The 24,139-nt window shown below is 71.9% G+C and carries 22 protein-coding genes; 15 read left to right on the forward strand and 7 right to left on the reverse strand.

The window, feature by feature from the left end; all coding sequences use genetic code 11:
* Positions 1–38 precede the first annotated feature (38 nt).
* On the forward strand, positions 39–1,730 hold the full coding sequence (locus OG943_RS00825) for a DUF885 domain-containing protein (RefSeq protein WP_328607715.1): 1,692 nt from the start codon (positions 39–41) through the stop codon (positions 1,728–1,730).
* Between the two features lie 71 nt (positions 1,731–1,801).
* On the opposite strand, the gene OG943_RS00830 is transcribed toward OG943_RS00825, so the two are convergent.
* The gene (locus OG943_RS00830; RefSeq protein ID WP_328607716.1) at positions 1,802–2,260 is read right to left on the reverse strand and encodes a MarR family winged helix-turn-helix transcriptional regulator; all 459 of its coding nucleotides are present in this window, start codon (positions 2,258–2,260) and stop codon (positions 1,802–1,804) included.
* A gap of 62 nt (positions 2,261–2,322) precedes the next feature.
* Here OG943_RS00830 and OG943_RS00835 point away from each other — a divergent pair, with 62 nt between their 5' ends.
* The 4 genes from OG943_RS00835 to OG943_RS00850 all read left to right on the forward strand — a co-directional run bounded on the left by OG943_RS00835 (position 2,323) and on the right by OG943_RS00850 (position 4,949).
* Positions 2,323–2,691 (forward strand): VOC family protein, encoded by a 369-nt coding sequence (locus OG943_RS00835; RefSeq protein WP_328607717.1) that lies wholly within the window; start codon positions 2,323–2,325, stop codon positions 2,689–2,691.
* Positions 2,684–3,313 (forward strand): NAD(P)H-binding protein, encoded by a 630-nt coding sequence (locus OG943_RS00840; RefSeq protein WP_328607718.1) that lies wholly within the window; start codon positions 2,684–2,686, stop codon positions 3,311–3,313. Before OG943_RS00835 ends, OG943_RS00840 begins: the two co-directional genes overlap by 8 nt.
* Positions 3,310–3,792: an EVE domain-containing protein gene (locus OG943_RS00845; RefSeq protein ID WP_328607719.1), complete on the forward strand. Its 483-nt coding sequence runs from the start codon at positions 3,310–3,312 to the stop codon at positions 3,790–3,792. Before OG943_RS00840 ends, OG943_RS00845 begins: the two co-directional genes overlap by 4 nt.
* A 248-nt stretch (positions 3,793–4,040) precedes the next feature.
* Complete coding sequence (locus OG943_RS00850) at positions 4,041–4,949, forward strand: DMT family transporter (protein WP_328607720.1); 909 nt, start codon at positions 4,041–4,043, stop codon at positions 4,947–4,949.
* Positions 4,950–4,951: 2 nt separating this feature from the next.
* On the opposite strand, the gene OG943_RS00855 is transcribed toward OG943_RS00850, so the two are convergent.
* Complete coding sequence (locus tag OG943_RS00855; protein ID WP_328607721.1) at positions 4,952–5,524, reverse strand: GNAT family N-acetyltransferase; 573 nt, start codon at positions 5,522–5,524, stop codon at positions 4,952–4,954.
* Positions 5,521–6,045, reverse strand: coding sequence for a YbaK/EbsC family protein (locus OG943_RS00860; protein ID WP_328607722.1), 525 nt, complete (start codon positions 6,043–6,045; stop codon positions 5,521–5,523). Before OG943_RS00860 ends, OG943_RS00855 begins: the two co-directional genes overlap by 4 nt.
* A 223-nt stretch (positions 6,046–6,268) precedes the next feature.
* Between OG943_RS00860 and OG943_RS00865 the strand changes: the two genes are divergently transcribed.
* The 4 genes from OG943_RS00865 to OG943_RS00880 all read left to right on the forward strand — a co-directional run bounded on the left by OG943_RS00865 (position 6,269) and on the right by OG943_RS00880 (position 9,552).
* The gene (locus OG943_RS00865; protein WP_328607723.1) at positions 6,269–6,733 is read left to right on the forward strand and encodes an SAV_6107 family HEPN domain-containing protein; all 465 of its coding nucleotides are present in this window, start codon (positions 6,269–6,271) and stop codon (positions 6,731–6,733) included.
* Positions 6,723–7,490 (forward strand): maleylpyruvate isomerase N-terminal domain-containing protein, encoded by a 768-nt coding sequence (locus OG943_RS00870; protein ID WP_328607724.1) that lies wholly within the window; start codon positions 6,723–6,725, stop codon positions 7,488–7,490. The genes OG943_RS00865 and OG943_RS00870 overlap by 11 nt, the downstream gene beginning before the upstream one ends.
* Before the next feature lie 108 nt (positions 7,491–7,598).
* On the forward strand, positions 7,599–8,372 hold the full coding sequence (locus tag OG943_RS00875) for a VOC family protein (protein ID WP_328607725.1): 774 nt from the start codon (positions 7,599–7,601) through the stop codon (positions 8,370–8,372).
* A gap of 97 nt (positions 8,373–8,469) precedes the next feature.
* Positions 8,470–9,552: a GNAT family N-acetyltransferase gene (locus tag OG943_RS00880; RefSeq protein ID WP_328607726.1), complete on the forward strand. Its 1,083-nt coding sequence runs from the start codon at positions 8,470–8,472 to the stop codon at positions 9,550–9,552.
* Between the two features lie 595 nt (positions 9,553–10,147).
* Here OG943_RS00880 and def read toward each other — a convergent pair.
* Together def and OG943_RS00890 are read right to left on the reverse strand one after the other, a co-directional pair.
* Positions 10,148–10,648: a peptide deformylase gene (gene def, locus OG943_RS00885; RefSeq protein WP_328607727.1), complete on the reverse strand. Its 501-nt coding sequence runs from the start codon at positions 10,646–10,648 to the stop codon at positions 10,148–10,150.
* 55 nt (positions 10,649–10,703) lie between these two features.
* Positions 10,704–15,371 carry an ATP-dependent helicase gene (locus tag OG943_RS00890; protein ID WP_328607728.1) on the reverse strand — a complete coding sequence of 1,556 codons (4,668 nt, stop codon included), beginning with the start codon at positions 15,369–15,371 and terminating at the stop codon, positions 10,704–10,706.
* 453 nt (positions 15,372–15,824) lie between these two features.
* Here OG943_RS00890 and OG943_RS00895 point away from each other — a divergent pair, with 453 nt between their 5' ends.
* The 4 genes from OG943_RS00895 (at position 15,825) to OG943_RS00910 (ending at position 19,989) form a co-directional block, all read left to right on the forward strand.
* The gene (locus OG943_RS00895) at positions 15,825–17,687 is read left to right on the forward strand and encodes an Hsp70 family protein (protein WP_328607729.1); all 1,863 of its coding nucleotides are present in this window, start codon (positions 15,825–15,827) and stop codon (positions 17,685–17,687) included.
* Positions 17,688–17,762: 75 nt separating this feature from the next.
* Complete coding sequence (locus OG943_RS00900) at positions 17,763–17,957, forward strand: DUF3046 domain-containing protein (RefSeq protein WP_328607730.1); 195 nt, start codon at positions 17,763–17,765, stop codon at positions 17,955–17,957.
* Between the two features lie 253 nt (positions 17,958–18,210).
* A complete protein-coding gene (gene recA / locus OG943_RS00905) occupies positions 18,211–19,266 on the forward strand; it encodes a recombinase RecA (RefSeq protein ID WP_328607731.1) in 1,056 nt (351 codons plus the stop codon).
* 195 nt (positions 19,267–19,461) lie between these two features.
* Positions 19,462–19,989 carry a regulatory protein RecX gene (locus tag OG943_RS00910; protein WP_328611957.1) on the forward strand — a complete coding sequence of 176 codons (528 nt, stop codon included), beginning with the start codon at positions 19,462–19,464 and terminating at the stop codon, positions 19,987–19,989.
* Positions 19,990–20,101: 112 nt separating this feature from the next.
* Here OG943_RS00910 and eda read toward each other — a convergent pair whose 3' ends face one another.
* Positions 20,102–20,728, reverse strand: a complete 627-nt coding sequence (eda, locus tag OG943_RS00915; protein WP_328607732.1) for a bifunctional 4-hydroxy-2-oxoglutarate aldolase/2-dehydro-3-deoxy-phosphogluconate aldolase — start codon at positions 20,726–20,728, stop codon at positions 20,102–20,104.
* On the reverse strand, positions 20,725–22,704 hold the full coding sequence (edd, locus tag OG943_RS00920; protein WP_328607733.1) for a phosphogluconate dehydratase: 1,980 nt from the start codon (positions 22,702–22,704) through the stop codon (positions 20,725–20,727). Before edd ends, eda begins: the two co-directional genes overlap by 4 nt.
* Before the next feature lie 256 nt (positions 22,705–22,960).
* Here edd and OG943_RS00925 point away from each other — a divergent pair, with 256 nt between their 5' ends.
* Positions 22,961–23,248: a hypothetical protein gene (locus OG943_RS00925; protein ID WP_328607734.1), complete on the forward strand. Its 288-nt coding sequence runs from the start codon at positions 22,961–22,963 to the stop codon at positions 23,246–23,248.
* Positions 23,245–24,075, forward strand: a complete 831-nt coding sequence (locus OG943_RS00930) for a hypothetical protein (protein ID WP_328607735.1) — start codon at positions 23,245–23,247, stop codon at positions 24,073–24,075. Before OG943_RS00925 ends, OG943_RS00930 begins: the two co-directional genes overlap by 4 nt.
* Positions 24,076–24,139 lie beyond the last annotated feature (64 nt).

Genomic DNA, 24,139 nt, shown 5'->3' on the forward strand with positions numbered 1-24,139 from the left:
GTGTCGCCAAGTTGTAACGGCCCGGTAGCGTGCCCGGCATGGCTTCCACCGAAGAGGGCGTGCACGGGATCTGCGACCGGTACGTCGACGACTACGCGGCCGTGGACCCGGTCTCCGCGACCATGCTCGGCGTCGACGGTTACGACGACCAGCTCACCGACTACTCGCCGGACGGGCACGCGGCCCGGGCCGCGCTCGCCGCGCGGGCACTGGCCGAGATCGCCGTCGCCGAGCCCGCCGACGCGGGCGAGCGCGTCGCCAAGGCCGTGTTCACCGAGCGGGTGGGCCTGGACGTCGAGATCCACGAGGCCGGCCTCGACCTGGCCGCGCTGAACGTGATCGCCAGCCCGGTGCAGGACCTGCGCATGGTGTTCGACCTGATGCCGATGGACACCGCCGGGCAGTGGCGGAACATCGCCGCCCGGCTCGGGAAGGTGCCCGCGGCGCTCGCCGGGATCCGCGCGTCGCTGCTGGCCGCGGCGGACGACGGCCACGTTTCGGCGCTGCGCCAGATCGCCAAGGTCGCCGAGCAGTGCGAGACCTGGGCGGGGCTCAAGGACGGGCCGGGCTTCTTCACCGGGCTCGTGGGCGCCGCGGCCGGCAACAAGGCCGCCGCCGGGCTGGAGGACGACCTCGCCGCGGGCGCGCGCGGGGCGGAGGAGGCGTTCGCGGAGTTCGCGGGCTTCCTGCGCGCCGAGCTGGCGCCGCGCGCGCCGGCCAAGGACGCGGTGGGCGAGGACGTCTACAAGCTGTGGTCGCGCTACTACGTCGGCGCCGCGCTCGACCTGCACGAGGCCTACGAGTGGGGCTGGAACGAGTTCGCGCGCATCGACGCCGAGATGCGCGTCGTCGCGGACCGGATCCGGCCGGGCGCCACCGTCGCGGAGGCCGCGGCGGTGCTCGACGCCGACCCGCGCTACCGCGTGAAGGGCCGGGCCCAGTTCGAAGCGTGGATGCAGTCGCTGTCGGACGACGCGCTGAAGTCGTTGCGCGGCAAGCACTTCGACATCCCCGACCGGCTGATGGCGCTGGAGTGCCGGATCGCCCCGCCGGGCGGCGGCGTCGGCGCGTACTACACCGGGCCGAGCGAGGACTTCAGCCGCCCGGGCCGGATGTGGTGGTCGCTGCCCGCGGACAAGGACGAGTTCACCACCTGGCGCGAGGTCTCGACCGTCTACCACGAGGGCGTCCCCGGCCACCACCTGCAGATCGCGACGGCGGTCAACCAGGCGGGCTCGCTGACGAAGTACCAGCGGCTGATGACGTTCATCTCCGCGCACGGCGAGGGCTGGGCCCTGTACGCCGAGCGCCTCATGCAGGACCTCGGCTACCTCGCCGACGACGGGAACCTGCTCGGCATGCTGTCGGAGCAGCTGTTCCGCGCCGCCCGCGTGGTCGTCGACCTCGGCATGCACCTGGAGCTGGAGATCCCGGCGGGCACGGGCTTCCACGAGGGCGAGCGGTGGACCCCGGAGCTGGGCCTGGAGTTCATGCTCACCCGCACGATCACCGACCAGGCCCACGTCCACGACGAGATCGACCGCTACCTCGGCTGGCCGGGCCAGGCCCCCTCGTACAAACTCGGCGAACGCCTCTGGCTCGCCGCCCGCGACGACGCCCGCCGCCGCCAGGGGGAGTCCTTCGACATCAAGCAGTTCCACACCCTGGCCCTCCAGATGGGCGGCATGGGCCTGGACACGTTGCGCGACCAGCTTTCCCAGCTGAACTGATCCCACGGCGCGGGTTTCCCACGGAGGCCTCCTCACCCAGCTCGATCCGCTGGGTGAGGAGGCCTCCGCTGTCAGGCACCGTCGTTGCCGTCGCGCAGGGAATGGATCATGCTCCGCAGGATCTGGAACGCGCCTGACTGCTCGGTTTCGGTCAGGCCGGCCAGCATTCTGACCTCGACGGACCGGACCGCGATGGTCGCCTTCTCGAGTCTCCGTCGGCCGCGTGGCGTGAGCCGGGTGGGAAGAGCCTTCCCGACGGGTGCCTCGGCGGGCCTGGTCACGTGGCCCTCTCGTTCCAGGGTCTGGAGCAGCACGTTCATCGACTGCCGGGTCACGAACGCGCCCCGGGCGAGCTCGGAGTTCGACAGGCCCGGTCGTTGGGCCAGCAGTTCGAGGCAGGAGTAGTGCGTCACGCTCATCCCGAGCGGCCGCAGTACTTCCTCCATGGCTGCCCGCAGCGCGCTTGACGCCTCTTTCAGCAGGTAGCCCAGTGATTTGTTCAGGTCGACGCCGTCACCGTCTTGACTCATGTCAGTATTCTGACATACATTGAGCTATGTCAGAAGACTGACACGAAGAGAAGGAGCACACCTTGCCCGCCACCGGCCCCGACTTCATCTCGCTGCAAGCGCGTGACCTGGACGCTTCGCAGGCGTTCTACGAGCAGTACCTCGGCCTCGTCCGCTCGCCGGCCGGACCTCCGCACGCCGTCGTCTTCGAGACGAAGCCGATCGCGTTCGCGCTCCGCGACGTCCTTCCCGGCACCGATCTCGCCGCCGTGACCCAGCCCGGCATCGGTGCCGCGATCTGGCTCCACGCCACCGACGTCCAGGCCATTCACGACGCCCTCGCCGCCGACGGCCACACCATCGTCTCCGCACCGATCGACGGCCCCTTCGGCCGGACATTCACCTTCGCCGACCCCGACGGCTACCAGGTCACCCTCCACGACCGTGGCTGAGGCGAGCACCCTGGTTTTCGGGGCTACCGGAGCACTCGGCCGCCATGTCCTGGACGCGCTGGCCGCCCGGGGAATCAGTCCTGAAACGATCACCGCGGCCGGTCGGAACCAAGTGCGCCTCGGGGAACTTGCTGCCGCCGGGTTCGGCACCGCTGCCGTTGATCTGTCGGATTCAGCCGCCGTCGAGGAGCTGGTTGCCAGGCACTCCGACATTGTGCTGATCTCGGGCGGCGACCCGAATCGCCTTGCCCAGCACGAGTCGGTCATCAAGGCCGCGAAGAACGCGAATGCCCGGCACGCTGAGGCATTGGCCATCGTGGTCACCACGGCTGGGCACGACAATGTCACTTACAGCCTCTCGGGTGACACGGACTTCACCTACGCGGACATTGCCGAAGCGATGTCGGTCGTGCTGGAGCGAGAGGTCGCTTACCAGCCGGTCACTGCCGAAGAATTGCGGGGAGCGCTCATCAATTCGGGGATGGGCGGCGGGCTGGCCGCGTTCTTGGCAGGTCTCGATGAAACCATCGCTGCCGGGGTTTTCGCCCGGGTCGGTGACGATCTTTCCCGGCTCCTCGGCCGGCCGACGACCGGACTGGTCGAGGGGCTGACGGCAAAGTGAACAGTGAGGCCGGCGCGGGCGGGCCGGCTCGCGCCGTCCCTTCTCCCGATCGGCGATTCTGGATCAACACCGTCAGCCTGGATCACGTTGAAGCGGCCATCCAGGGAGGCTTCACACAAGCGGACCACGGTGCCGGCACACGTCTTCGCCGGCCGCGTCCTGGCGATGAGATGGTCTTTTACTCGCCGCGCACGAACTTACGGGGAGGTGAACCCGTCAGGCAGTTCACCGCGTGGGCCACCATCACCGGCGACAAGCCTTACCAGGCCTATGTCAGCGACGAATTTCAGCCATGGCGGCTCGCGGTCACATTTCACGCTTGTGAGCGAGTCGATGCGAAGCCACTTGTCGATCAGTTGTCTTTTGTCACGGACCCCGCTCATTGGGGTCTGCCATTTCGCCGTGGACTGTTTCCCATTCCGCGGCAGGATTTTTTGACGATCGCCGCGCACATGGTCCCGCGTGAAGATACCCGCTGATCTCACCGGCTCTCTTCCGCGATGAGCCCCAACCCACCGAAAAACCCCTGTCCCCACCGCAACCCCGCCACTAGGCTTCCGCCCGTGCATCGGATCTTCCTCGTCACCCCGCCGCCCCACGCCTGAGCGGGGTGATGCCCGCCGCGGAGTCGGCTCCGCGGCTGATCAGTGCTGCCGTGTCACGGCCTGAAAAGTCCGCCCCGCGTCGTCGAACGTCCTGAAATCCTTCGACGCTGGAGCGTTTTCCGATGTCTCTTTCGATCGCTTCGCCCGCGCGCGCCCGTTCGTCGGCCGCGCTGGTGCTCGCCGGGGTGCTGTGGGGCACCGGCGGGCTCGCCGGGTCGCTGCTGGGCCAGCTCGCCGGGCTCAATCCGCTGGCTGTGGCCGCGTACCGGCTGCTTGTCGGAGGCGCCACAGCCTCCGCGTACGTCGCTCTCACCGGCGGTCTGCGAGGCCTGCCGCGTACGCCCGAAGTGCTACGCCGCCTGCTCGCGGTGGGTGGCCTGTTCGCCCTGTTCCAGACCAGCTACTTCGCCGCCGTCTCGCTCAGCTCCGTCAGCACGGCGACGATGACCACGATCGGCGCCGCACCCGTGGTGCTCACCGTCGTCTCCGCGGTGCGGAACCGCCGCGCGCCGCGCCTGTGGACGCTGGTGTCCGTCGGCGGCGCCGTCGCGGGGCTGGTGCTGCTGCGCTGGTCGCCGGAGGTCGCGACGTCACCCGCGCGGCTGGCCGGCGGCCTCGGCTTCGCACTGCTCGCGGCGGCCGGGTTCGCCGTGCTCACGCTCGTCACGGCGAAGCCCGTCGACGGTCTCGAACCGTTGGCCACCACGGCGTTCGGCTGCCTGGCCGGTGGCCTGCTGCTGACGCCCGCCGCGATGTGGTTCGGCATGGGCCTGCCCGCCCGCGTCGACGTGCTGCTGCTGGCCGTGTACTTCGGCGCCGTCCCGACGGCTGTCGCCTACGCCGCGTACTTCCGCGGCCTCGGCGGCGCCCACCCCGTGCTGGGCGCGCTGTCCGCGTTGCTGGAGCCGCTCACCGCGACGGTGCTTTCGGTCGTCTTCCTGCACGAACGGCTGAGCGCCTTCGCGTGGGGAGGCGCGGTGCTGCTCCTCGCGGCGCTCGCGGTCGGCTACTGGCGGCCCGAGCCGAGGTGACGCTACTGCGCGTCGAGTGGCAGGGGCCGCCCGAGGATCGCGAACGGCCGCGGGTCGCCGGTGAAGTGGTAGTCGCGCAGCACGTCGAGGAAACCCATGCGGCGGTACAGCTTCCACGCCCGGCTGGTGCCCTCCGGGGTGGACAGCAGGACGTTGGCGCTCGGCACGCCGTCGAGCAGCCGCCGCAGCAGGTCCTCGCCGATGCCCTTGCCCTGGTTCTCCGGGCGCACGTGGATCTCGGTCAGCTCGAAGTAGTCCGTGAGCCAGCGGTCGGCCTCCGGCGCGCCCGAGCGGCGGGTCAGCCCCTGGCGCACCTGCTCGTGCCACCACTGCCCGGCGCGGCCCTTGTACCCGTAGGCGATGCCGAGCAGTTCGTCATCGGCGTCGAGGGCGGCCATGCAGCGCCAGCCCGCGCGCAACGCGTGCGTCAGCCACATCGGCGCCCGCTGCTCGGCGGTGCCGTCCGGGTAGCGCATCGCGGTCACGTAGATGGCCAGCGCCTCGGGCAGGCGCGCGCGGAACTCGTCCGCGGACAGCTGGACGTAGCGGAAGCACCCGGAGGACGTCGCGGTCACGATCGGTCATTCTCCCCTTCGCCCGCCAGGGCACCGGCGGTGGCCCCGGTCAGCTCCGCCAGGCCGTCGAAGGTCGTCGGGAAGATCGACTTCGGGTGCCCGGCCGCGGCCCACACCACGTCGTACGCGCGCAGCGCCGTGTCCACCAGCGTCACCAGCTTCGCGGGGTGGCCGACGGGCGCGACGCCGCCGATGGGCTGACCGGTGTGCTCGCGGACGAAATCGGCGTCGGCCTTGCCCACGTCGGTGAGGCCGGAGAGCTCGGCCAGCCGGGCCGGGTCGGCGCGGTGGGCGCCCGAGGTGAGGGCGAGCAGCGCCGTCTCCGTGCCGTCGGCCGTGCGGGCCCGGAAGACGAGGCTGTTGGCGATGGCGCCGACCGGTACGCCGAGCGCTTCCGCGGCCTGCGCGGCGGTGCGGACTTCGGCGGGCAGCACGCGGACGCCGTCGGCGGCGGCCTGCTGGCCGGACTCGGCCAGCACGGCTGTGACCTTGGCGACGGCGGGATGGTCGAGCGAGCTCATGCGGTTATGAGACCACGCCACCGGCACCGTGTCCCGCGCCACGCCCCCGGAATCCACCGGCGGGGTTGAGCGAACGCGGCACCTGGGGTTACTCTGGAAATCGTTCGAACAGACGTTCGACACCTGGTGAGCGCGCACCGGCCGGTGCCCGGCGCGGGGGCGGGGGAAGCGCCTCGGCGCCGGGCATCGGGCCGGAGCTCACCCGAGCAGGAGGAGGGTTGTCATGTCCGTCTCGGTCGTGTCCCCCGCGGACCCCGGGCAGCCGCAGCTGCCCCTGTCGCTGCGGCCGCCCGCGCCGCCGGCCGCGGTCGCCCTGCTCGCCCAGGCCAAGCGCGGGCTGGCCGGCGCCGAGCGCGAGCGTGACCCGGCGGAGCGGTTCATCGGGGCTTATCTGTCCGCGCTGCGCGGCGCCGCGGCGGTGCTCGCCGCGCGCGGCCGCCCGAGCCGGGGACGGTCCCGCCCGGCCAGCGGCTGGGTCCTGCTCGACGCCGTCGCGCCCGAGCTCCGGGAGTGGTCGGCGTTCTTCGCGGCCAACTCGGCCACGCGCGCCGCCGCGGAGGCCGGCATCACCGGCCGGGTCACCGCCGAGTCGGCGGCGGACCTGCTGCGCGCCACGTCGTTGTTTCTTGAGGTCGTCCGCCGTGTCGTGCACGGAGAGCCGATAACGGGCGAAGCCCATGTCGCGTGAGCTAGGTCCGGTCGACCATGGCCGGTTGCTCGAAGCCCTCGGGGTCGAGGCGAGGGTGCTCGGGGAGGTGGCCCACGCGGCGTCGCCCGACAGCCCGGTGCCCACCACGCCGGGCTGGACGCTGAACGAGCTGCTCCGGCACGTCGGCAGCATCTACCGGCTCGCGTGGGGATGGATGACGGAAGGGCACCGGCCCGTCCACTGGCAGCGCGGCCCGCTGCCGGGCGAGCCGGTGGCCGAGTACTTCGACGCCGGCCGGGAGGCGCTGCTGGCCGAGCTGGCCGCGCACGATCCGTCGGCGCGCGCGTCCACCTGGTGGCCCGCGGACCCGACGTACGGTTTCTGGCGCCGTCGCATGCTGCACGAAACCCTGGTCCACCGGTTCGACGCCGAGCGCGCCGCGGGCGTGGCGCACTCCCCGGTCCCGGACGACCTGGCCGCCGACGGCGTGGACGAGGTGCTCACCCTGTACTTCGACCAGAAGCTCGCCACCATGGGCCTGGCCGGCACTCGCCACGGCACGGTGGGGATCCGCACCGGCGGGCACAGCTGGATCGCCCGCGCGGGCCCCGACGAGACAGTCGCTTGGCGCTGTTCCGCCGAGGAGGCCGAGGCCGCGGACGAACTAGTCGAGGCCGAAGCGTCACGGGTCTACCTGTGGCTCTGGGGCCGCGCGGCCCCAACGGCCGTCACCGTCACCGGCGGCCACGACCTCGCCGCCCAGGTCTGGGCCCTGCTGCGGCTCGCCACCCGCTGAACCGGAGAGTGGGGAAGCTTTTCCGGTTTCTGTCGGTAGGTGTTTCGGCGCAGCGCCGATTCCTGCGCGGCGGCGTTTTTTGTCGGTGCCCGCCGCTAACTTGGCGGGATGGCTACGCGTTTGGTGAACCTGGTGGTCGACGCGGCACGGCCCCAGGAGCTCGCAAGCTTCTGGGCCGCGCTGCTCGGCTGGCAGGCAGCCGCCGACCTACCGGACGAGGTCGAGGTCCACGCACCCCCCGACGACGGGTGGGAGCTTGACCTGATCTTCGTGCCAGTGCCAGTGCCACCTGTATCGCTGGCACCGTCGCCGCCCGCGCCGCCGCTGGTGCCGAAGGTGGCCAAGAACCGCATCCACCTCGACTTGGCGAGTACCTCGGCGGCGCACCAGGCCGAGCGCGTGGAGCGCGCGCTGGAGCTGGGCGCGCGCCGGTTGGACCTCGGCCAGGGTGATGTGCCGTGGGTGGTGCTCGCCGATCCCGAAGGGAACGCGTTCTGCGTACTGGAGCCGCGCGAGGAGTACGCGGATTCGGGGGCGGTGGCGGCGATCGTCGTCGATGCCGGGGAGCCCGCGCGGCTGGCGGGGTTCTGGTCGGCGCTCACCGGCTGGCCGGTGTCGTCGGCGGAGGATGTGATCGTCGGGCTGCGGGCGCCGTCCGGGCGTGGGCCGTGGCTGGAGTTCCTGCGCTCGGCTGATCACAAACTCGGCAAGAACCGGCTGCACCTCGACGTCGCCCCGCACGCAGGGGAGGACCACGCGGCGGCGGTCGTACAGGTGGTCGCGGCCGGGGCGGCACCTGCCGACGTCGGGCAGGGCGACGTGCCGTGGGTGGTGCTCGCCGACCCCGAAGGGAACGAGTTCTGCGTGCTCACGCCCCGCTGAGCCGTGTTTCGAGCGGATAACGGAACTCCGCCGAACGCTGACAAGCGCGAAACACCACGCGACGGGCCCGGTTACAACCACCGGGGACCGTGGGGGCATGGAAACCTTCCGAGCCCGGCCGAATCGCACGCCGCTGGTGGCGGAGCTGCCGCCCGAGGAGCCGACCGCGTCCGCGTGGCGCGTCCGGGTCCGGATGGACGACCGGCCCGGCACGCTCGCGCGCATCGCCATCCGCCTGGCCGACCTCGAGTGCAACATCCTGGGCCTCACCGTGCTCCCGGTGCCCGGCGGCGTGCTCGACGAGATCGTGCTGCGGCCCGCCACCGGCCTGCCCAAGGAGGTACTCGCGGAGGCCATCCGCGGTGAGGGCTGCGAGTGCTCCGGCATCGTCGACGCCGACGTCCGCGAACTGCGCGACACGGCGTCCTTCGCGTTGTCGGCGGCCCGCCGCGCGGTCGACGATCCCGAGCGACTCGCCGAAGTGCTCCGCGACGTGCTCGCCGCCGACCTCGTCACGCGCGTCCCAGCGCCGGAGGGCAACCCGGGCCGCACCGAGAGCGGCCACCGCGCGGTCTTCCCGCTCGACGCGGACACGGTGCTGGTCGCGCGCCGCCGCTGGGCGCCGTTCGTGGAGCTGGAGCTGACCCGCGCGGCCGCGTTGATCACGCTGCTGGCGGCCATGCGCCACAACGTCTCGGGCGCTGTTGTGCTGGACCGCCCGGACGGTGCCGCCGTCATCCTCCGCCCCGGCACCCCGCGCGACGCCGACGCTGTCTCCGAGCTGCACCAGCGTTGCTCGATGAAAACACTGTTCCGTCGTTACCACACCGGCGTCCGCACCGTGCCGCGCAGATGGCTCCACAAACTGCTGACGCCCCCGCGCGGCTCGAGCGTCCTCGCGGTCTGCGGCCGTGAGGTCATCGGCCTGGGACAGCTGATTCCGCAACCGGACGGCACCGCGGAAGTCTCGCTGCTGGTGGAGGACGCCTGGCAGGCCGAAGGCATCGGCACGGCTTTGCTGGCCCGCCTCGCCGTCCTGGCCACCTCCGCGGGCCACACGGAACTCACCGCCGTCTGCCTCCCCGGCGACGACACGATGTCCCGGACCGCCGCCCGCGCCGGCCTCCGCGCCGAACGCTCCACCACGGACACCTCGGCCCTGCGCTTCTTCCTGCCCTGAGCCAGAGCAGGCCTAAACCGAGTCTGCAGGGCAGAGCGGACAGGACTAGAGCCGCGCCGAACCGAAGCTGCGCCGAACCGAACCAGCGCCGAACGCTGAACCAGCGCAGCGCCGAACCGAGCCTGCGCAGAGCCGAGCCGAGTCTGCAGGGCAGAGCGGGCGGACCCAGCTTGCCGAGCGCTGGTCGGCCGGGCCGCGAACTTGACCCGAGCCGGGTGCGGGCGCAGCCTGCCTTGGCCAGCCACTCCCGCCGATGCTCTCCCGCCATCCCCGGTGGAGATCGCGCGAATCGGCGGCCGTGCCGACCCGCAACCGCGCGGGTCGGCAACTGCGCAGGTTGGCAACTGTGTGGGTTAGCAACCGTGCAAGCCGTGCGGGGCAGGCAACCACGCGGGTCGGCGACCATGCGGGTCGAGTTGTCGTGCGGGGCACGCAAGGCGGCGCAGCGACGGTCAGGCTCAGTGGTGGTCAGGTGGGGCGGAGCAGGTGGTGGTCAGGTGAAGCGGAACAGCGGTGGTCAGGCGGGGCGGAGCAGGCGGTGGCCAGCTGAGGCGGAGCAGCAGTGGTCAGGCGGGGCGGACCGGTGGCTCCGGGATCAGCGGTTCCAGAACCAGTCCTTGCCGCGGGCTTCGCGGAGGGCCTGTTTCTTGTGGTCGGACGTGAGGCGGTCCAGGTAGAGCTTGCCGTCGAGATGGTCGGTCTCGTGCTGGAGGCACTGGGCGAGCACGTCGACGCCCTCGACCTCGATCGGCTCGTTGCGGAGGTCGACGCCGCGGACCACGGCGTGCTTCGCGCGGACCGTGGGGAACCACAGTTCCGGCACGGACAGGCAGCCCTCGCCGATTTCGTGCGTCTCCTCGGACAGCGAGACGATCTCGGGGTTGATCACGTAGCCCGTGAGGCCCCCGACGTCGTAGCTGAACACCCGCAGGCTCACGCCGATCTGCGGCGCCGCGAGCCCGGCCCGGCCCTCCGGCTCGACCGAGTCCAGCAGGTCCTTCACCAGCGCTTCGATCTTCTTGTCGAAGGTGGTCACGGGATCGCAGACCGTCTTCAGCACCGGGTCACCGAAGTAGCGCAGTTCGCGCATCGCCATGATCGAACGTCCTTATGTCACCGAGTGTCCGCGGAAAGTCTAGTGACCACGGTGCTCACGCCCGTAGCCGCAGGCCCTTCGGCGTCGCGCGGAACCCGGCCTCCTGCAGGATGTCCGCGAGCTCGGACGTCAGCGCGTGCTCGCCGTCGGCCCGCTGCACGGCGAGCTGGCCGAGCCAGCCCTCGCGCACGGCCGTGGACAACGCCGCCGCGGCCTGCTGCAAGGCCGGCCGCTCCTCGGTGAAACTCAACAGCGACTTGCCGCCCCGTTCGACGTACAACGCCGGCATCCCGTCGACCAGCACCGCCAGCGCCCCGGCCTTCCGCGCCGGCCGGTGCTTCGTGTCACCCGTCGCGGCCGGCCAGGACAGCGCCGCCCCGTACGGCTGCGCCGGGTCCGCCGCGGCCAGCACCACCGCACTGCCCGCCTGGCCCGGTCTGCCCCCGGAGTGGTCGGCTTGGGGGCCGGACACCGCGCGGAGCCGGTCAACCGCGCCCTTCGCCGCGAACTGGGCCGCGCCGAGACCTTCGACGACGTAACCGCGCACGACCTGGCCGGCGTCCTCCATGCCGCGCAGCACCTTGTAGATCCCCGAGAACCCGCCCGTGACGCGTTCGGTGTCGAGCGCGCCGCGGGTGAGCACGCCATGGCGTTCCAGGAACGCTTCCGTGCGAGCGTGCGCCCGGCGGGTCGGGTCCGTCTCGCGGGGCGGGGTGAGAGCCCAGCGCCCGGCGACCGTCGGCGGCCCGGACCGCGACGGCATCGCCGGGCGGCCCGCCCGCATCCGCGCGTACCGCCCGCGCGGCGCCTGCCGCCGGGGCTTGTGCGCGCCGTGCCCCGCGACCTGCGCGCGCAGCGGCCCCAGGGTGTCGCCGGTGACCAGCCCGGCCCAGACCAGATCCCACAGGGCGGCGACGACCGCGCCGTCGTCCGGCGGCGCCTCCAGCTGTGGTGTGACCCGGTCCACCAGCTGGCGGAAGAACAGCGCCCCACCGTCCAAAGCGGACACGACCGCCGTGTGCAGCGGGCTCGACGGCGGGTCCTCCTCCACCTCCGGTAGCAGCAGGTCCGCGACGTCGGACGGCGCCAGCGCCAGCCAGCCGTCCCCGCCCGCCAGCGCCCCGCAGCCCGCCCAGGTGACCTCGCCCGCCGTGGTCAGCTCGTCGAGCAGCGCGGGGGAGTACCCCGGCAGCCGGCTCGGCAGGATCAGCGACTCGACCGCGCTCGCCGGCAACGGCGCGCCCGCCAGCTGCTCCACCACCGACAGCACGTCGTCGGCCGTGGGCGCCGACCGCAGCCGGCCGCCGATTCCGTGCCACGCCGGCAGGAACCGGCCCAGCGCCGCCGGCTCCACGGGCTCGACCTCCGCCCGCAGCCGCGCCAGCGACGCCCGCCGCAGCCGCCGCAGCACCGCCGAGTCGCAGTACTCGACGCCGACGCCGTGCGTCTCCGGGTGCCCGACCGGGCTCAGCTCCCCGCGCACCAGCCTGCCCTGCCCGGTCAACCGGTCGAGCACGCCGACGACCACCGCCGTGCCCAGCCCGAACCGCGCGGCCGCCGCCGACGCCGGGAACGGCCCGCGGACCCGCGCGTACCGCGACAGCAGGTCGCCCAGCGGGTCTTCGACCGGCTCCGTGAACGCCTCCGGCACGCCCACCGGCAGCGCGGCGCCCAGCGCGTCACGCACCCGGCCCGCGTCCTCGATCGCGAGGTACCGCTCCTCGCCGGCGATCCGCACCCGGATGGCCCGCCGCGTGGATTCCAGCTCCGCCAGCCACTCCGGCTGGATCCCGCGCTCGCCCGCCTCCACTGTGGACAGATCGCCGAGGAACCGCAGCAGGTCGGCCGCGTCCTCGGCCGACCGCGCGTGGCGCTCGGGATCGAGCCGCTGCAGCGACCGCTCCACTTCTCGCACCGCGTCCGGGTCGAGCAGTTCGCGGATCGCCTCCGTGCCCAGCAATTCGGCGAGCAGCGTGGAGTCCAGTGACAGCGCGGCCGCCCGCCGCTCGGCCAGCGGCGCGTCGGTCTCGTACAGGAACATCCCGACGTAGCCGAACAGCAGGCTGCGCGCGAACGGCGAGGCCGACGGCGTCTCGACCTCCACCAGACGCACCCGGCGCGCCCGGACGTCGGCCATCAGCTCCCGCAGCCCGCCCACGTCGTAGACGTCCTGCAGGACTTCCCGCATCGCCTCCAGCACCACGGGGAACCGCTCGTACTTCGACGCCACCGACAGCAGTTGCGACGCCCGCTGCCGCTGCTGCCACAAGGGCGTCCGGCGCCTCGGGTCCCGTCGCGGCAGCAACAGCGACCGCGCCGCGCACTCCCGGAAGCGCGCGGCGAACACCGCCGAGCCGCCGACCTCCGCGACGATCAGCTGCTCGACCTCCTCGGGGTCCAGCAGCACGTCGTCGGCGCCGATGGTCACCTCGGCGCCGTCGGCGTCGAGCGCGTCGGGCAGGCGCAGCACGATGCCGTCGTCGGAGTGCGCCACCTGCGCGTCGACCCCGCGGTTCTCCCTCAGCCGGGCCGCGATGGCCAGCGCCCACGGCGCGTTCACCTGCGCCCCGAACGGCGAGTGCACCACGATCCGCCAGTCGCCCAGCTCGTCGCGGTAGCGCTCGAGCAGGATCGTGCGGTCGTTCGGCACGTGCCGGGTCGCCGACTTCTGCTCTTCCAGGTACGCCAGCAGGTTGTCGCACGCCCGCTGGTCGAGCCCGGCCGCCGCGGCCCGCGCACGGGCCGTTTCGGCGTCCGATGTGGACAGTTCGCGGACGAACGCGCCCAGCGCGCGCCCCAGCTCCAGTGGCCGCCCGGCCGCGTCGCCCTTCCAGAACGGCATCCGCGCGGGCTGCCCCGGCGCGGGCACCACGATCACGCGGTCGTGCGTGATTTCGGTGATCCGCCACGAGGACGTGCCCAGCAGGATGGTGTCGCCGACCCGCGACTCGTACACCATCTCCTCGTCGAACTCGCCGACGCGCGAGCCGGGCTTGTCGTCCGCGCCCGGGGTCATCACGGTGAACAGCCCGCGGTCGGGGATCGTGCCGCCGGAGGTGACCGCCAGCCGCTGCGAGCCCGGCCGCCCGCGCAGCTCGTCGGCGACGCGGTCCCAGGTGATCCGCGCGCGCAGCTCACCGAACTCCTCGCTCGGGTACCGGCCGGCGAGCATGTCGAGCACCGCGTGCAGCGCGTCGTCCGGCAGCGCGGCGAACGGCGCCGCCCGCCGCACCAGCGCCGCGACTTCCGGCACCGTCCACGGCTCCAGCGCCACCATCGCGACGATGTGCTGGGCCAGCACATCGAGCGGGTTGCGCGGGTACCGCACGGCCTCGATCGCCCCGGCCGCCATCCGTTCCGCGACCACCGCGCAGGAAACCAGGTCGCCCCGGAACTTCGGGAACATCACCCCGGACGACACCGCGCCCACCTGGTGCCCGGCCCGGCCGACCCGCTGCAGCCCGGACGCGACCGTCGGCGGGGCCTCGATCTGCACGACCAGGTCGACCGCGCCCATGTCGATGCCCAGCTCCAGCGACGACGTCGCCACCACACACGGCAGCCGCCCGGACTTCAGGTCCTCCTCGACGTGGGTGCGCTGCTCCCGCGACATCGACCCGTGGTGCGCCCGCGCGACCACCGGCGCCGCGCCCGTGGCCAGCCCCGACTGTCCGACCGCCTCGGCCGGGAACGCGTCTTCGGCGCGCAGCTCGGTCTGCTCGGCCGCCAGCTCGTTGAGCCGGGCGGTGAGCCGCTCGGTCAGCCGCCGGGAGTTGGCGAACACGATGGTCGAGTGGTGCGCCCGGACCAGCTCCAGCACGCGCTCTTCCACCGCGGGCCAGATCGACGGCCGCTTCACCGCGGCCCCCGCGATCTCTTCCTGCGTGCCGATGCCGCCCTCTGACGGTAAATCAGCCAGCGACGTCAGGTCGTCCAGCCGCTCCATCGGTGACGGCGCCGGCCCGTCGAGGTTCGCCATGTCCTCGACCGGCACCTCTACCCGCACTTCGATCGTCTTCGCGAGCTTCGGCTGCACCACTGTGACCGGGCGCCCGCCCGCGAGGAACGCGCTCACCTCGTCGACCGGCCGGACGGTCGCGGACAGCCCGATCCGCTGCGCCGGCTTGGGCAGCAGCGCGTCGAGCCGCTCCAGCGACAGCGCCAGGTGCGCGCCGCGCTTCCCGCCCGCGACCGCGTGCACCTCGTCGACGATCACCGTCTCGACCCCCGCCAGCGACTCGCGCGCCGACGAGGTGAGGATCAGGAACAGCGACTCCGGCGTGGTCACCAGCACGTCCGGCGGCGTCTTGCCGAACGACCGCCGCTCGGCCGCGGTGGTGTCGCCGGTGCGCATGCCGACCTCGATCCCCGGCACCGGCAGCCCCAGCCGCCGCGCCGCCTGCGAGATCCCGGCGAGCGGTGCGCGCAGGTTTCGCTGGACATCGACCGCCAGCGCCTTCAGCGGCGAGACGTACAGGATCCGGCAGCGCTTGCGCGGCTCGGCCGGCGGCGGCTCCACCGACAGCCGGTCCAGCGCCCAGAGGAACGCGGACAGCGTCTTGCCGGACCCGGTGGGCGCGACGACCAAGGCGTGTTCCCCGGCGTGCGCGGCCCGCCAGGCCCCCTCCTGCGCCGCGGTGGGCGCGGCGAAGGCCCCCGCGAACCAGGTGCTGGTCGCGGGGGAGAAGAGGTCTAGCACGTCTGCTGCCACGTTCTCCATCATGCGCGGCACCCCCGACAGTTTCGGTTCCGGTCGCCGTCGAAGGCGGTCCGCTCAGAGCGAACGGCCGGAGAGAACGCCTGGTCGGAGGCGTACGGGACGGGTGCGGCCTCACCCGTCCGAGCGATCCTGGCAAGCTGCGCCGGAGCCACGGAGGAGCGGTCAGACACCGCGTAAGGCGGATGCCCGAAACACGTGTCCACCTCGTCTCACGGCAGGCCGCCGGTGACGGCACGTCGGCAACACCAAGCCTGCTCCACTGTGGACACCGGGCTCACCACGAGGCCCGGCCGCCGGACCACCCGGTGCACCCCGTGCGAGCTGCCGGGGGCGCCGAGATGGTGGGTCCCGTCACGTTCGCCCGCCGAGGGGAAGCGAGTTTCACGGGTCCGCACGCACGGTGACCGTCCGCGTGGGAGCATCACCGCCAGCACCGCTACGTCGAGGGGGAGTGCTGTGCGGATCCTGTCGGTGGACCTCGGGACGTCCAACACCGTCGCCGTCCTTTCGGCACACGGCATGCCGCCGAGGGTCGTCGAGGTGGACGGTTCGGCCAACATGCCCTCCGCGATCTTCGCCGGCGAGGACGGCACGATCATGGTCGGCCGCGACGCCGAGCGCCGCGCGCGCCTGGACCCGACGCGCTTCGAGCCCAACCCGAAGCGCCGCATCGACGAGCAGACCCTGCTGCTGGGCACCGACGTCGTGCCCGTGAACGAGGCGCTGGCCGCCATCCTGCGCCGCGTGCTCGACGAGATCACCCGCCAGCTCGGCGGCGAGCAACCCGACGAAGTCCGGCTGACGCATCCCGCGCAGTGGGGGCCGGTGCGCCGCAACGTCCTGCTGTCCGCGGCCCGGCTGGCCGGCATCGGTTCGAGCGTGCTGCTGGTGCCCGAGCCTGTCGCGGCGGCCGCGCACTTCGCGTCGTTCCCGGGCAAGGCGCTGGCGCCCGGGCAGGCGCTCGCGGTCTACGACCTCGGCGCGGGCACCTTCGACGTCGCCGTCGTCGGCGCCACCCAGAACGGCTTCGTGGTGCTGGCCGAGGACGGCCTGCCCGACCTCGGCGGGCTCGACGTGGACCAGGCGCTGATGGTGCACGTCGGCCGCGAGGTCTCGCACTCGGACCCGCAGCGCTGGCAACGGCTCCTGCGCCCGGAGTCCACCGCGGACCGCCGTACGCGGCGCGCGCTGCAGGAGGACGTGAAGGCCGCCAAGGAGGCTCTGTCCCGGCACCCGCAGACCGAGGTGCCGATGCCGGAGCCGTTCAAGGACGTGCTGGTCACCCGCGGCGAGCTGGAAGGCCTGGTGCGCCCGGCGATGCTGCGCAGCGTCGAACTGCTGTCGCGCACGCTCCGCTCGTCCGGGCTGACGCCGGACCGGCTCGCGGGCATCTACCTGGTCGGCGGGTCGAGCCGGCTGCCGCTGGTCGGCTCGATGATCGCGGAGAAGCTCGGCGTGGTGCCGGGCAGCCTCGACCAGCCGGAGACGGCCGTGGCCCTCGGCGCGCAGCACGTGGCGCGCGACGGGCTGTCGATGCGGACGCAGAACGTCGAGGGCCCGGTCGCGGCCGGGACGCCGGCGCCGTTCGCGCCGCCGGTCGCCGCCATACCGGGCGGATACCCGGCGCGGCCCGGCTACCCGCAGCAGCCGCCGTCGTTCCCGCCCCAGCAGCAGCACGCGCCGGCGCCGTCGAACTTCCCCACGTACTCGCTGTCCGACCAGGCCGCGCCGCCGAAGAAGGGCGGGCGGACGAAGCTGTGGATCGGGATCGCCGTGGCGGTGGTCGTGGTGCTCGCCGCGGGGCTGACGTTCTTCCTGACCTCGAGCTCCTCGGTGAAGACCTACACCGCCGAGGAGTGCAAGACGCCCGGCCCGGCCGACTCCGGCGGGCTCACCGGCTGCATGCGCCAGCTCGCCGGGACGATCGCCGGCACCGGCGACTGCAAGCCGGGCATGGGCAACGGCCCCGCCGCGCCCGCGCAGAGCCTCGGCGCGACGTCGACGTGCTCGGCGCCCGGCCGCGCGGGCACTCAGGTGACGTACGTGCAGGGCACTTCGGCGGACGAGCTGAAGCAGTACACCGACGGGCTGCTGACTTCCGCGGGCGGCGACCGGACCGAGGCCGACTGGGCGGGCAACGGGCTCAAGGGCCGGTACTCGTCCGCGGCCGGGCAGGCCTCGGCGGTGCTGGTGTTCACGGTGGCCGACCGGCCGCTCGTCGGCTTCATTTACCAGCTGAACTCGAGCGACCAGGCGGCCGCGACCACGCCCGGCACGCTGGCCGACTACTTCGAGCAGAGCGTTCAACCGGGGAAGTGAGCGGAACCCGGAGCCGGCTCTGGCGCGAACGGGCCGTTCGCGGCGCCGGGGCGCGCGCGAGCTAGCATTCGGCCGATGCGTATCACGGTTTTCCGGCGGCTCATGGCCGAAGAGTTCGGCGCCGGCCGGGCCGCGGTGCTGACCAGCGACCACGTGTTCAGCGGGCTCGGTGGCCGGACCATCGAACAGGCGCTGGGCTCCGGCATCCCGCCCAAGCAGATCTGGCGCGAGGTCTGTACTGCCTTCGACATCCCGCCGGAGCGGCGCTGACCTGCGGTCTCTTCGCCGCGCAGACTCGGACGGGCGAAAAATCCTAGCGCAAGGGCGTGTCGGTACTTTCCTCGAACAGGTGTTCGTCTAGTGTGTTGTCCACACCGGGGCCAGCGATCCACAGATCGGTCGCCGCGCCTGGAATTGTCGGTCCCTGCCCGTAGCGTCGGACCGAACAGTGCTTGATCCAAACAGAGCTTGATCTGGACAATCGAACAAGCCCCACAGGCCCAACCAGCGAGGTGGACTTCCCATGGCACCAGCAGCACCCGACAAGGACAAGGCGCTCGAGCTCGCCCTGGCCCAGATCGACAAGCAGTACGGCAAGGGCTCCGTGATGCGCCTCGGCGAAGAGGGCCGTGCCCCCATCGCCGTGATCCCGACCGGGGCGATCGCACTCGACGTCGCGCTCGGGATCGGCGGGCTGCCGCGGGGCCGGGTCGTCGAGATCTACGGCCCGGAGTCCTCCGGTAAGACGACCGTCGCCCTGCACTCGGTGGCCAACGCGCAGCGGAACGGCGGCATCGCGGCGTTCATCGACGCGGAGCACGCGCTGGACCCGGAGTACGCCAAGAAGCTCGGCGTGGACACCGACGCGCTGCTGGTCTCCCAGCCGGACACCGGTGAGCAGGCGCTGGAGATCGCGGACATGCTGATCCGCTCGGGCGCGCTCGACATCCTGGTCATCGACTCGGTCGCCGCGCTCGTGCCGCGCGCCGAGATCGAGGGCGAGATGGGTGACAACCACGTCGGCCTGCAGGCCCGCCTGATGAGCCAGGCGCTGCGGAAGATGACCGGTGCGATGAACAACTCCGGCACCACCGCGATCTTCATCAACCAGCTGCGCGAGAAGATCGGCGTCATGTTCGGCTCCCCGGAGACGACGACCGGTGGCAAGGCGCTCAAGTTCTACGCTTCGGTCCGCCTCGACGTGCGCCGCATCGAGACCCTGAAGGACGGCGGCGAGCCGGTCGGCAACCGCACCCGGGTGAAGGTGGTCAAGAACAAGGTCGCGCCGCCCTTCAAGCAGGCCGAGTTCGACATCCTCTACGGCCACGGCATCTCCCGCGAGGGCTCGCTCATCGACATGGGCGTCGACCAGGGCATCCTGCGCAAGTCCGGTGCCTGGTACACCTACGAGGGCGACCAGCTCGGCCAGGGCAAGGAGAACGCGCGGAAGTTCCTGCTCGACAACCCGGACATCGCCAACGAGATCGAGAAGCGGATCAAGGAGAAGCTGGGCATCGGCGCGAAGGTCGACGCCGAGGCCGAGGCCGTCGAAGCGGTGCCCGCTCCCGTCGACTTCTAAGGGGCCGAGGGAAAGGGTGAGTGTGTCCACGGGGCACGCTCACCGTGACCTCTCCTTCCGACATCCACAGGGCGGACTCCAGCCAGGGCGGGCCTGCGGACGCCCGGCGGAGGCCGGTTTCCTGGTGGCCGCGGTTCGTCAGCCGCGGTCACCTGAGTTCGAGTGATGGGAGCGGTTGTGGCGAGGGCGCCGAAGGTGGATCCGGCGGAGCTGCCGCCGGAGGAACGGGCGAAGAAGGCCAAGGAGATCTGCTTCGATCTGCTGGCCATGCGGCCCCGCACGGGCGAGGAGCTCCGGCAGGCCTTGCACCGCAAGGGGTTCGACGAGCCGACGATCGAGACCCTGCTCGGCAAACTGGACCGGGCGGGGCTGATCAACGACGCGGAGTTCGCCGAGGTCTGGGTCCGTTCCCGGCACGCCAACCAGGGTCTCTCCCGCACCGCGCTCGTCGCCGAGCTGCGTCGTAAGGGCGTCGACGACGAGATCGCCGTCCAGGCCGCGAGCGAGGTCGACCGCGAGGCTGAGGAGCAGCGGGCCCGCGAGCTGGTCCGCAAGCGCCTGGGCTCGCTGGGCAACGTCGACGAGCAGACAGCCATCCGCCGCCTGCTCGGTTTCCTCGGCCGCAAGGGTTATCCGCAGGGTCTGGCTTACACCGTCATCCGCGAGGAGCTGCGTGAGTACGGCGCCGAGTCCACCATCCTGGACGACGCCGTCATCGAGTGACGGGCCGCGACCGATCGGCCACAGCAGAGCGGCTTTCCTTGGGGTACAAGGAAAACTGAGACCGCCGTTCCCCGGAATCGACCGCGGGGGAACGGCGGCACAAAGCCAGGAGTCAGGCGCCGAGCTTCGCGGCTTCCGCGGCGAGGGACTCGACGGCAGCGAAGTCCTTGGCGGCCAGCAGCTTCTTCGGGGTCAGCCAGGAGCCGCCGATGCAGCCGACGTTCGGCAGGGCCAGGTAGGTCGGGGCGGTGGCCGCGGTGATACCGCCGGTCGGGCAGAAGCGCAGGGCCGGCAGGGGGCCGGCGATGGACTTCAGGTAGTCCACGCCACCGCTGGCCTCCGCGGGGAAGAACTTCAGCGCGGTCAGGCCGCGTTCGGCCAAGCGCATCGCCTCCGACACCGTGCCGGCGCCCGGGAGGAACGGCAAGCCGGTCGCGAAGGCGGCTTCGAGGACGGTGTCCGTGCAGCCCGGCGTCACGAGGAACTTCGCGCCCGCGTCGGCGGCCTGCTTGGCCTGGCCGGCGCTGGTCACCGTGCCGGCGCCGATCACGATGTCCGGCACCTCCGCGGCCACGCGCTCGATCGCGGCGAGCGCCACGGGCGTGCGCAGGGTCAGCTCGATCACCCCGATGCCGCCGGCGAGCAGGGCGCGCGCGGTGGGCACCGCGTCGCCGAGGTCGTCGATCACCACGACGGGCATCACGGGGGACAGTTCGAGCAGGTCCGTGCCGGTGGTCACTGACCGACCTCCTGGGTTTCCAAAGCGGCTTCCAAAGTGGGCAAGGGCAGGCCGGGACCGAACCCCGGGCCACGGCCGAGGGGCGGCGGCCCCTGGACCCCGCGGTAGAGGTCCAGCTCCGGCGTGAGCGCCCCGAAGACGCTCGCGCCCTGGTCGGCGGGACCGACCGCGCGGCGCAGCGCCCCGAACAGCTCCCGCCCGGTGCCGGTCCAGGATGCCTCGGACGGGGGCGCGTCCACCAGGTCGCGGCGGGCGAGTTCTTCGTCACCGACCAGCACGTCCAGCGTGCCGGCCCGGGCGTCGAGGCGGATCACGTCGCCGTCGGCGATGCGGCCGATCGGCCCGCCCACGGCGGCTTCCGGCGTCACCTGGATCGCCGCCGGGATCTTGCCCGAGGCGCCCGACATGCGGCCGTCGGTGAGCAACGCCACCTGGTAACCGCGGTCCATCAGCACGCCGAGCGCCGGCGTGAGGCCGTGCAGCTCCGGCATCCCGTTGGCCTGCGGGCCCTGCTGCCGCAGCACGACCACGACGTCACGGTCCAGCTCGCCGGCCTCGAACGCCGTCTTGAACGCTTCCTGCGACGTGAACACCCGCGTCGGCGCCTGCACCACGCGGTGCTCCGGCGCCACGGCCGACACCTTGGTCACCGCCCGGCCGAGGTTGCCCGCGACCATCCGCAGCCCGCCGTCCGGGGCGAACGGCCGCTCCGCCGGACGCAGGACGTCCTCGTCGAGGCTGTGCGTCGGCACGTCGCGCCACACCAGTTCGCCGTCGGACAGGATCGGCTCCTCGGTGTAGCGGCGCAGCCCGAACCCGGCGACGGTGTGCACGTCCTCGTGCAGCAGCCCCGCGTCGAGCAGCGTGCCCACCAGGAACTGGATGCCGCCGGCGGCGTGGAAGTGGTTGATGTCCGCGCTGCCGTTCGGGTACACCCGCGCCAGCAGCGGCACCACCGCGGACAGGTCCGAGAAGTCGTCCCAGGTCAGCTGGATGCCCGCCGCGGCGGCGATCGAGACCAGGTGCATCGTGTGGTTGGTCGAGCCGCCCGTGGCCAGCAGGGTGATGACGCCGTTGACGAACGCCTTCTCGTCCAGCACCCGGGAGATCGGCGTGTACGACTCGCCGCGCGACAGCAAGACCATGCGCCGCCCGGCTTCCTCGGTCAGCGCCCGGCGCAGTGGCGAGTTCGGCTGGACGAAGCTGGCGCCCGGCAGGTGCAGGCCCATCACCTCGACCACCATCTGGTTCGAGTTCGCCGTGCCGTAGAACGTGCAGGTTCCCGCGGAGTGGTACGAAGCCGCTTCGGCGTCGAGGAGGTCTTCGCGCGTCGCGAGGCCCTCGGCGTACAGCTGCCGCACGCGGGCTTTCTCCTTGTTCGGCAGGCCGGAGTTCATCGGACCCGCGGGCACGAGGATCGCCGGCAGGTGCCCGAAGGACAGCGCGCCGGCCAGCAGGCCCGGCACGATCTTGTCGCACACGCCCAGCAGCAGCGCGGCGTCGAACATGTCGTGTGACAACGCGATCGCCGTCGCCATCGCGATCACCTCGCGGCTGAAGAGCGACAGCTCCATGCCCGGGCGGCCCTGCGTGATCCCGTCGCACATCGCGGGCACGCCGCCGGCGAACTGGGCGACACCGCCGGCCTCGCGCACGGACTTCTTCAGCCAGGCCGGGTACTCCTGCATCGGCTGGTGCGCGGAAAGCATGTCGTTGTAAGAGGAAACGATGGCGACGCCCGGCGCGCGGACTTCGCGCAGCGCGGCCTTGTCGACGCCTTCCATCGCGGCGAAGCCGTGCGCGAGGTTGCTACAGGCCAGGCCGCGGCGGACCGGTCCCTCGTCGTAAGCCGACGCGCTGCGTTCGAGATAGGCCCCGCGCGTCGCCGCACTGCGCTCCACGATGCGGGCGGTGACTTCGGCGACCACGGGGTGCACGGGGGTCTTTCTGGCGGGCTGGTTCGGGATGCTGTTCATGTCCGGCTCCCGGCTCACTGGTGGTGGGGGGTCCGCGGGACGGCAGCTCTGGCGTCGCAGGAACGTGACGCCAACCACGGTAACCGGTCGGAGCCGCACTTTCAAAATCGATTCAGAAGACCCCTAGAGGTGAGCCCGATCACTCCCGGTCAGGGAGATGTGCTACTTGTCACAGTGCACACAGCGGGGCAGAGTCGTAGGTGACGACGTGATCGTCACCCCGGTCCTGTCAGCGCAGAGAAGAGGGAGGCACCCGATGTCCACCACCGAACTCACTGAACTGCGGCGCACCATTGGCCAGCTACGGCAGTGCGTGGGCGCCCTGCGCTCCCGGTACGGCGACGCGTCGGCCGTCCGCAGGCTGGCCAACGACGTCGAACGGCTCGACATCGACACCGCCGACCTGGACGGGCACCCACCCGCCGTGCCGGCCCAGGCGAAACCCGTGGACCGCGTCCCCGTGCCGGACACCCCGTACGACCCGGCGCTGTGGCACGGCGCCGACGACGAGGGTGTTGGTGGATACAAGCGCGACCAGCGGTGAGCGCTCCCACTGACAACGACGTCAGCCGGGAAGGCACCGGTGTTCGCGCACCGGGCCGGGCCCGGATCGCCGACCGGACCCTGCGGACCGACCGATGGTGGCTGCAGCCCCTGCTCACTGTGCTGGGGCTGGCCACTTTCATCGTCTACGCGACGGTCCGGGCTTTCGTGCGCACCGCGTACTGGGTGCCCGATTACCACTACCTGACGCCGTTTTACTCACCCTGTGTCTCCACGTCCTGTGTCGCCGGCTCGAGCCACTTCGGGCACTGGTTCGGTGCCTTCCCGAGCTGGCTCCCGCTCGGGGCGCTGGTGCTGCCGTTCCTGCTCGGCTTCCGGCTGACCTGTTACTACTACCGCAAGGCCTACTACCGCTCGGTCTGGTTCTCGCCGCCGGCGTGCGCGGTCGCGGAGCCGCACGCGCGTTACTCGGGTGAGACGCGGCTGCCGCTGATCATCCAGAACGTGCACCGCTACTTCTTCTACGTCGCGACGATCGTCTCGCTGGTCAACACCTACGACGCGGTGATGGCGTTCCACAGCCCGAGCGGCTTCGGCTTCGGGCTCGGCAACATCATCATCGTCGCGAACGTGGTGCTGCTGTGGGCGTACACGCTGTCCTGCCACTCGTGCCGGCACGTGACCGGCGGCAGGCTCAAGCACTTCTCGAAACATCCCGTGCGCTACTGGGTGTGGACCCAGGTCTCGAAACTCAACACCCGGCACATGACCCTCGCGTGGACGACCCTCGGCACCCTGGTGCTGACCGACCTCTATGTGATGCTCGTGTCGAGCGGGGCCATCGCGGACCTGCGTTTCGTGGGCTAGCGTCGGCACCCGCACCGGCGGCGAGAGAAAACCGGCAGTAACGAAGAACAACGGCGTCCAGCAG

This window comes from Amycolatopsis sp. NBC_00345 (genome assembly GCF_036116635.1).
Classification (GTDB): Bacteria; Actinomycetota; Actinomycetes; order Mycobacteriales; family Pseudonocardiaceae; genus Amycolatopsis.

Coding starts and splice junctions, on each gene's coding strand:
- OG943_RS00860 (WP_328607722.1), bottom strand. CDS start 6,045: ATGAGCTCGCTCGACCATCCCGCCGTCGCCAAGGTCACAGCCGTGCTG.
- edd (WP_328607733.1), bottom strand. CDS start 22,704: ATGAACAGCATCCCGAACCAGCCCGCCAGAAAGACCCCCGTGCACCCC.
- OG943_RS00825 (WP_328607715.1), top strand. CDS start 39: ATGGCTTCCACCGAAGAGGGCGTGCACGGGATCTGCGACCGGTACGTC.
- OG943_RS00830 (WP_328607716.1), bottom strand. CDS start 2,260: ATGAGTCAAGACGGTGACGGCGTCGACCTGAACAAATCACTGGGCTAC.
- OG943_RS00900 (WP_328607730.1), top strand. CDS start 17,763: ATGCGTATCACGGTTTTCCGGCGGCTCATGGCCGAAGAGTTCGGCGCC.
- OG943_RS00890 (WP_328607728.1), bottom strand. CDS start 15,371: ATGATGGAGAACGTGGCAGCAGACGTGCTAGACCTCTTCTCCCCCGCG.
- OG943_RS00865 (WP_328607723.1), top strand. CDS start 6,269: ATGTCCGTCTCGGTCGTGTCCCCCGCGGACCCCGGGCAGCCGCAGCTG.
- OG943_RS00850 (WP_328607720.1), top strand. CDS start 4,041: ATGTCTCTTTCGATCGCTTCGCCCGCGCGCGCCCGTTCGTCGGCCGCG.
- def (WP_328607727.1), bottom strand. CDS start 10,648: ATGGCGATGCGCGAACTGCGCTACTTCGGTGACCCGGTGCTGAAGACG.
- OG943_RS00925 (WP_328607734.1), top strand. CDS start 22,961: ATGTCCACCACCGAACTCACTGAACTGCGGCGCACCATTGGCCAGCTA.
- OG943_RS00870 (WP_328607724.1), top strand. CDS start 6,723: ATGTCGCGTGAGCTAGGTCCGGTCGACCATGGCCGGTTGCTCGAAGCC.
- OG943_RS00880 (WP_328607726.1), top strand. CDS start 8,470: ATGGAAACCTTCCGAGCCCGGCCGAATCGCACGCCGCTGGTGGCGGAG.
- recA (WP_328607731.1), top strand. CDS start 18,211: ATGGCACCAGCAGCACCCGACAAGGACAAGGCGCTCGAGCTCGCCCTG.
- OG943_RS00875 (WP_328607725.1), top strand. CDS start 7,599: ATGGCTACGCGTTTGGTGAACCTGGTGGTCGACGCGGCACGGCCCCAG.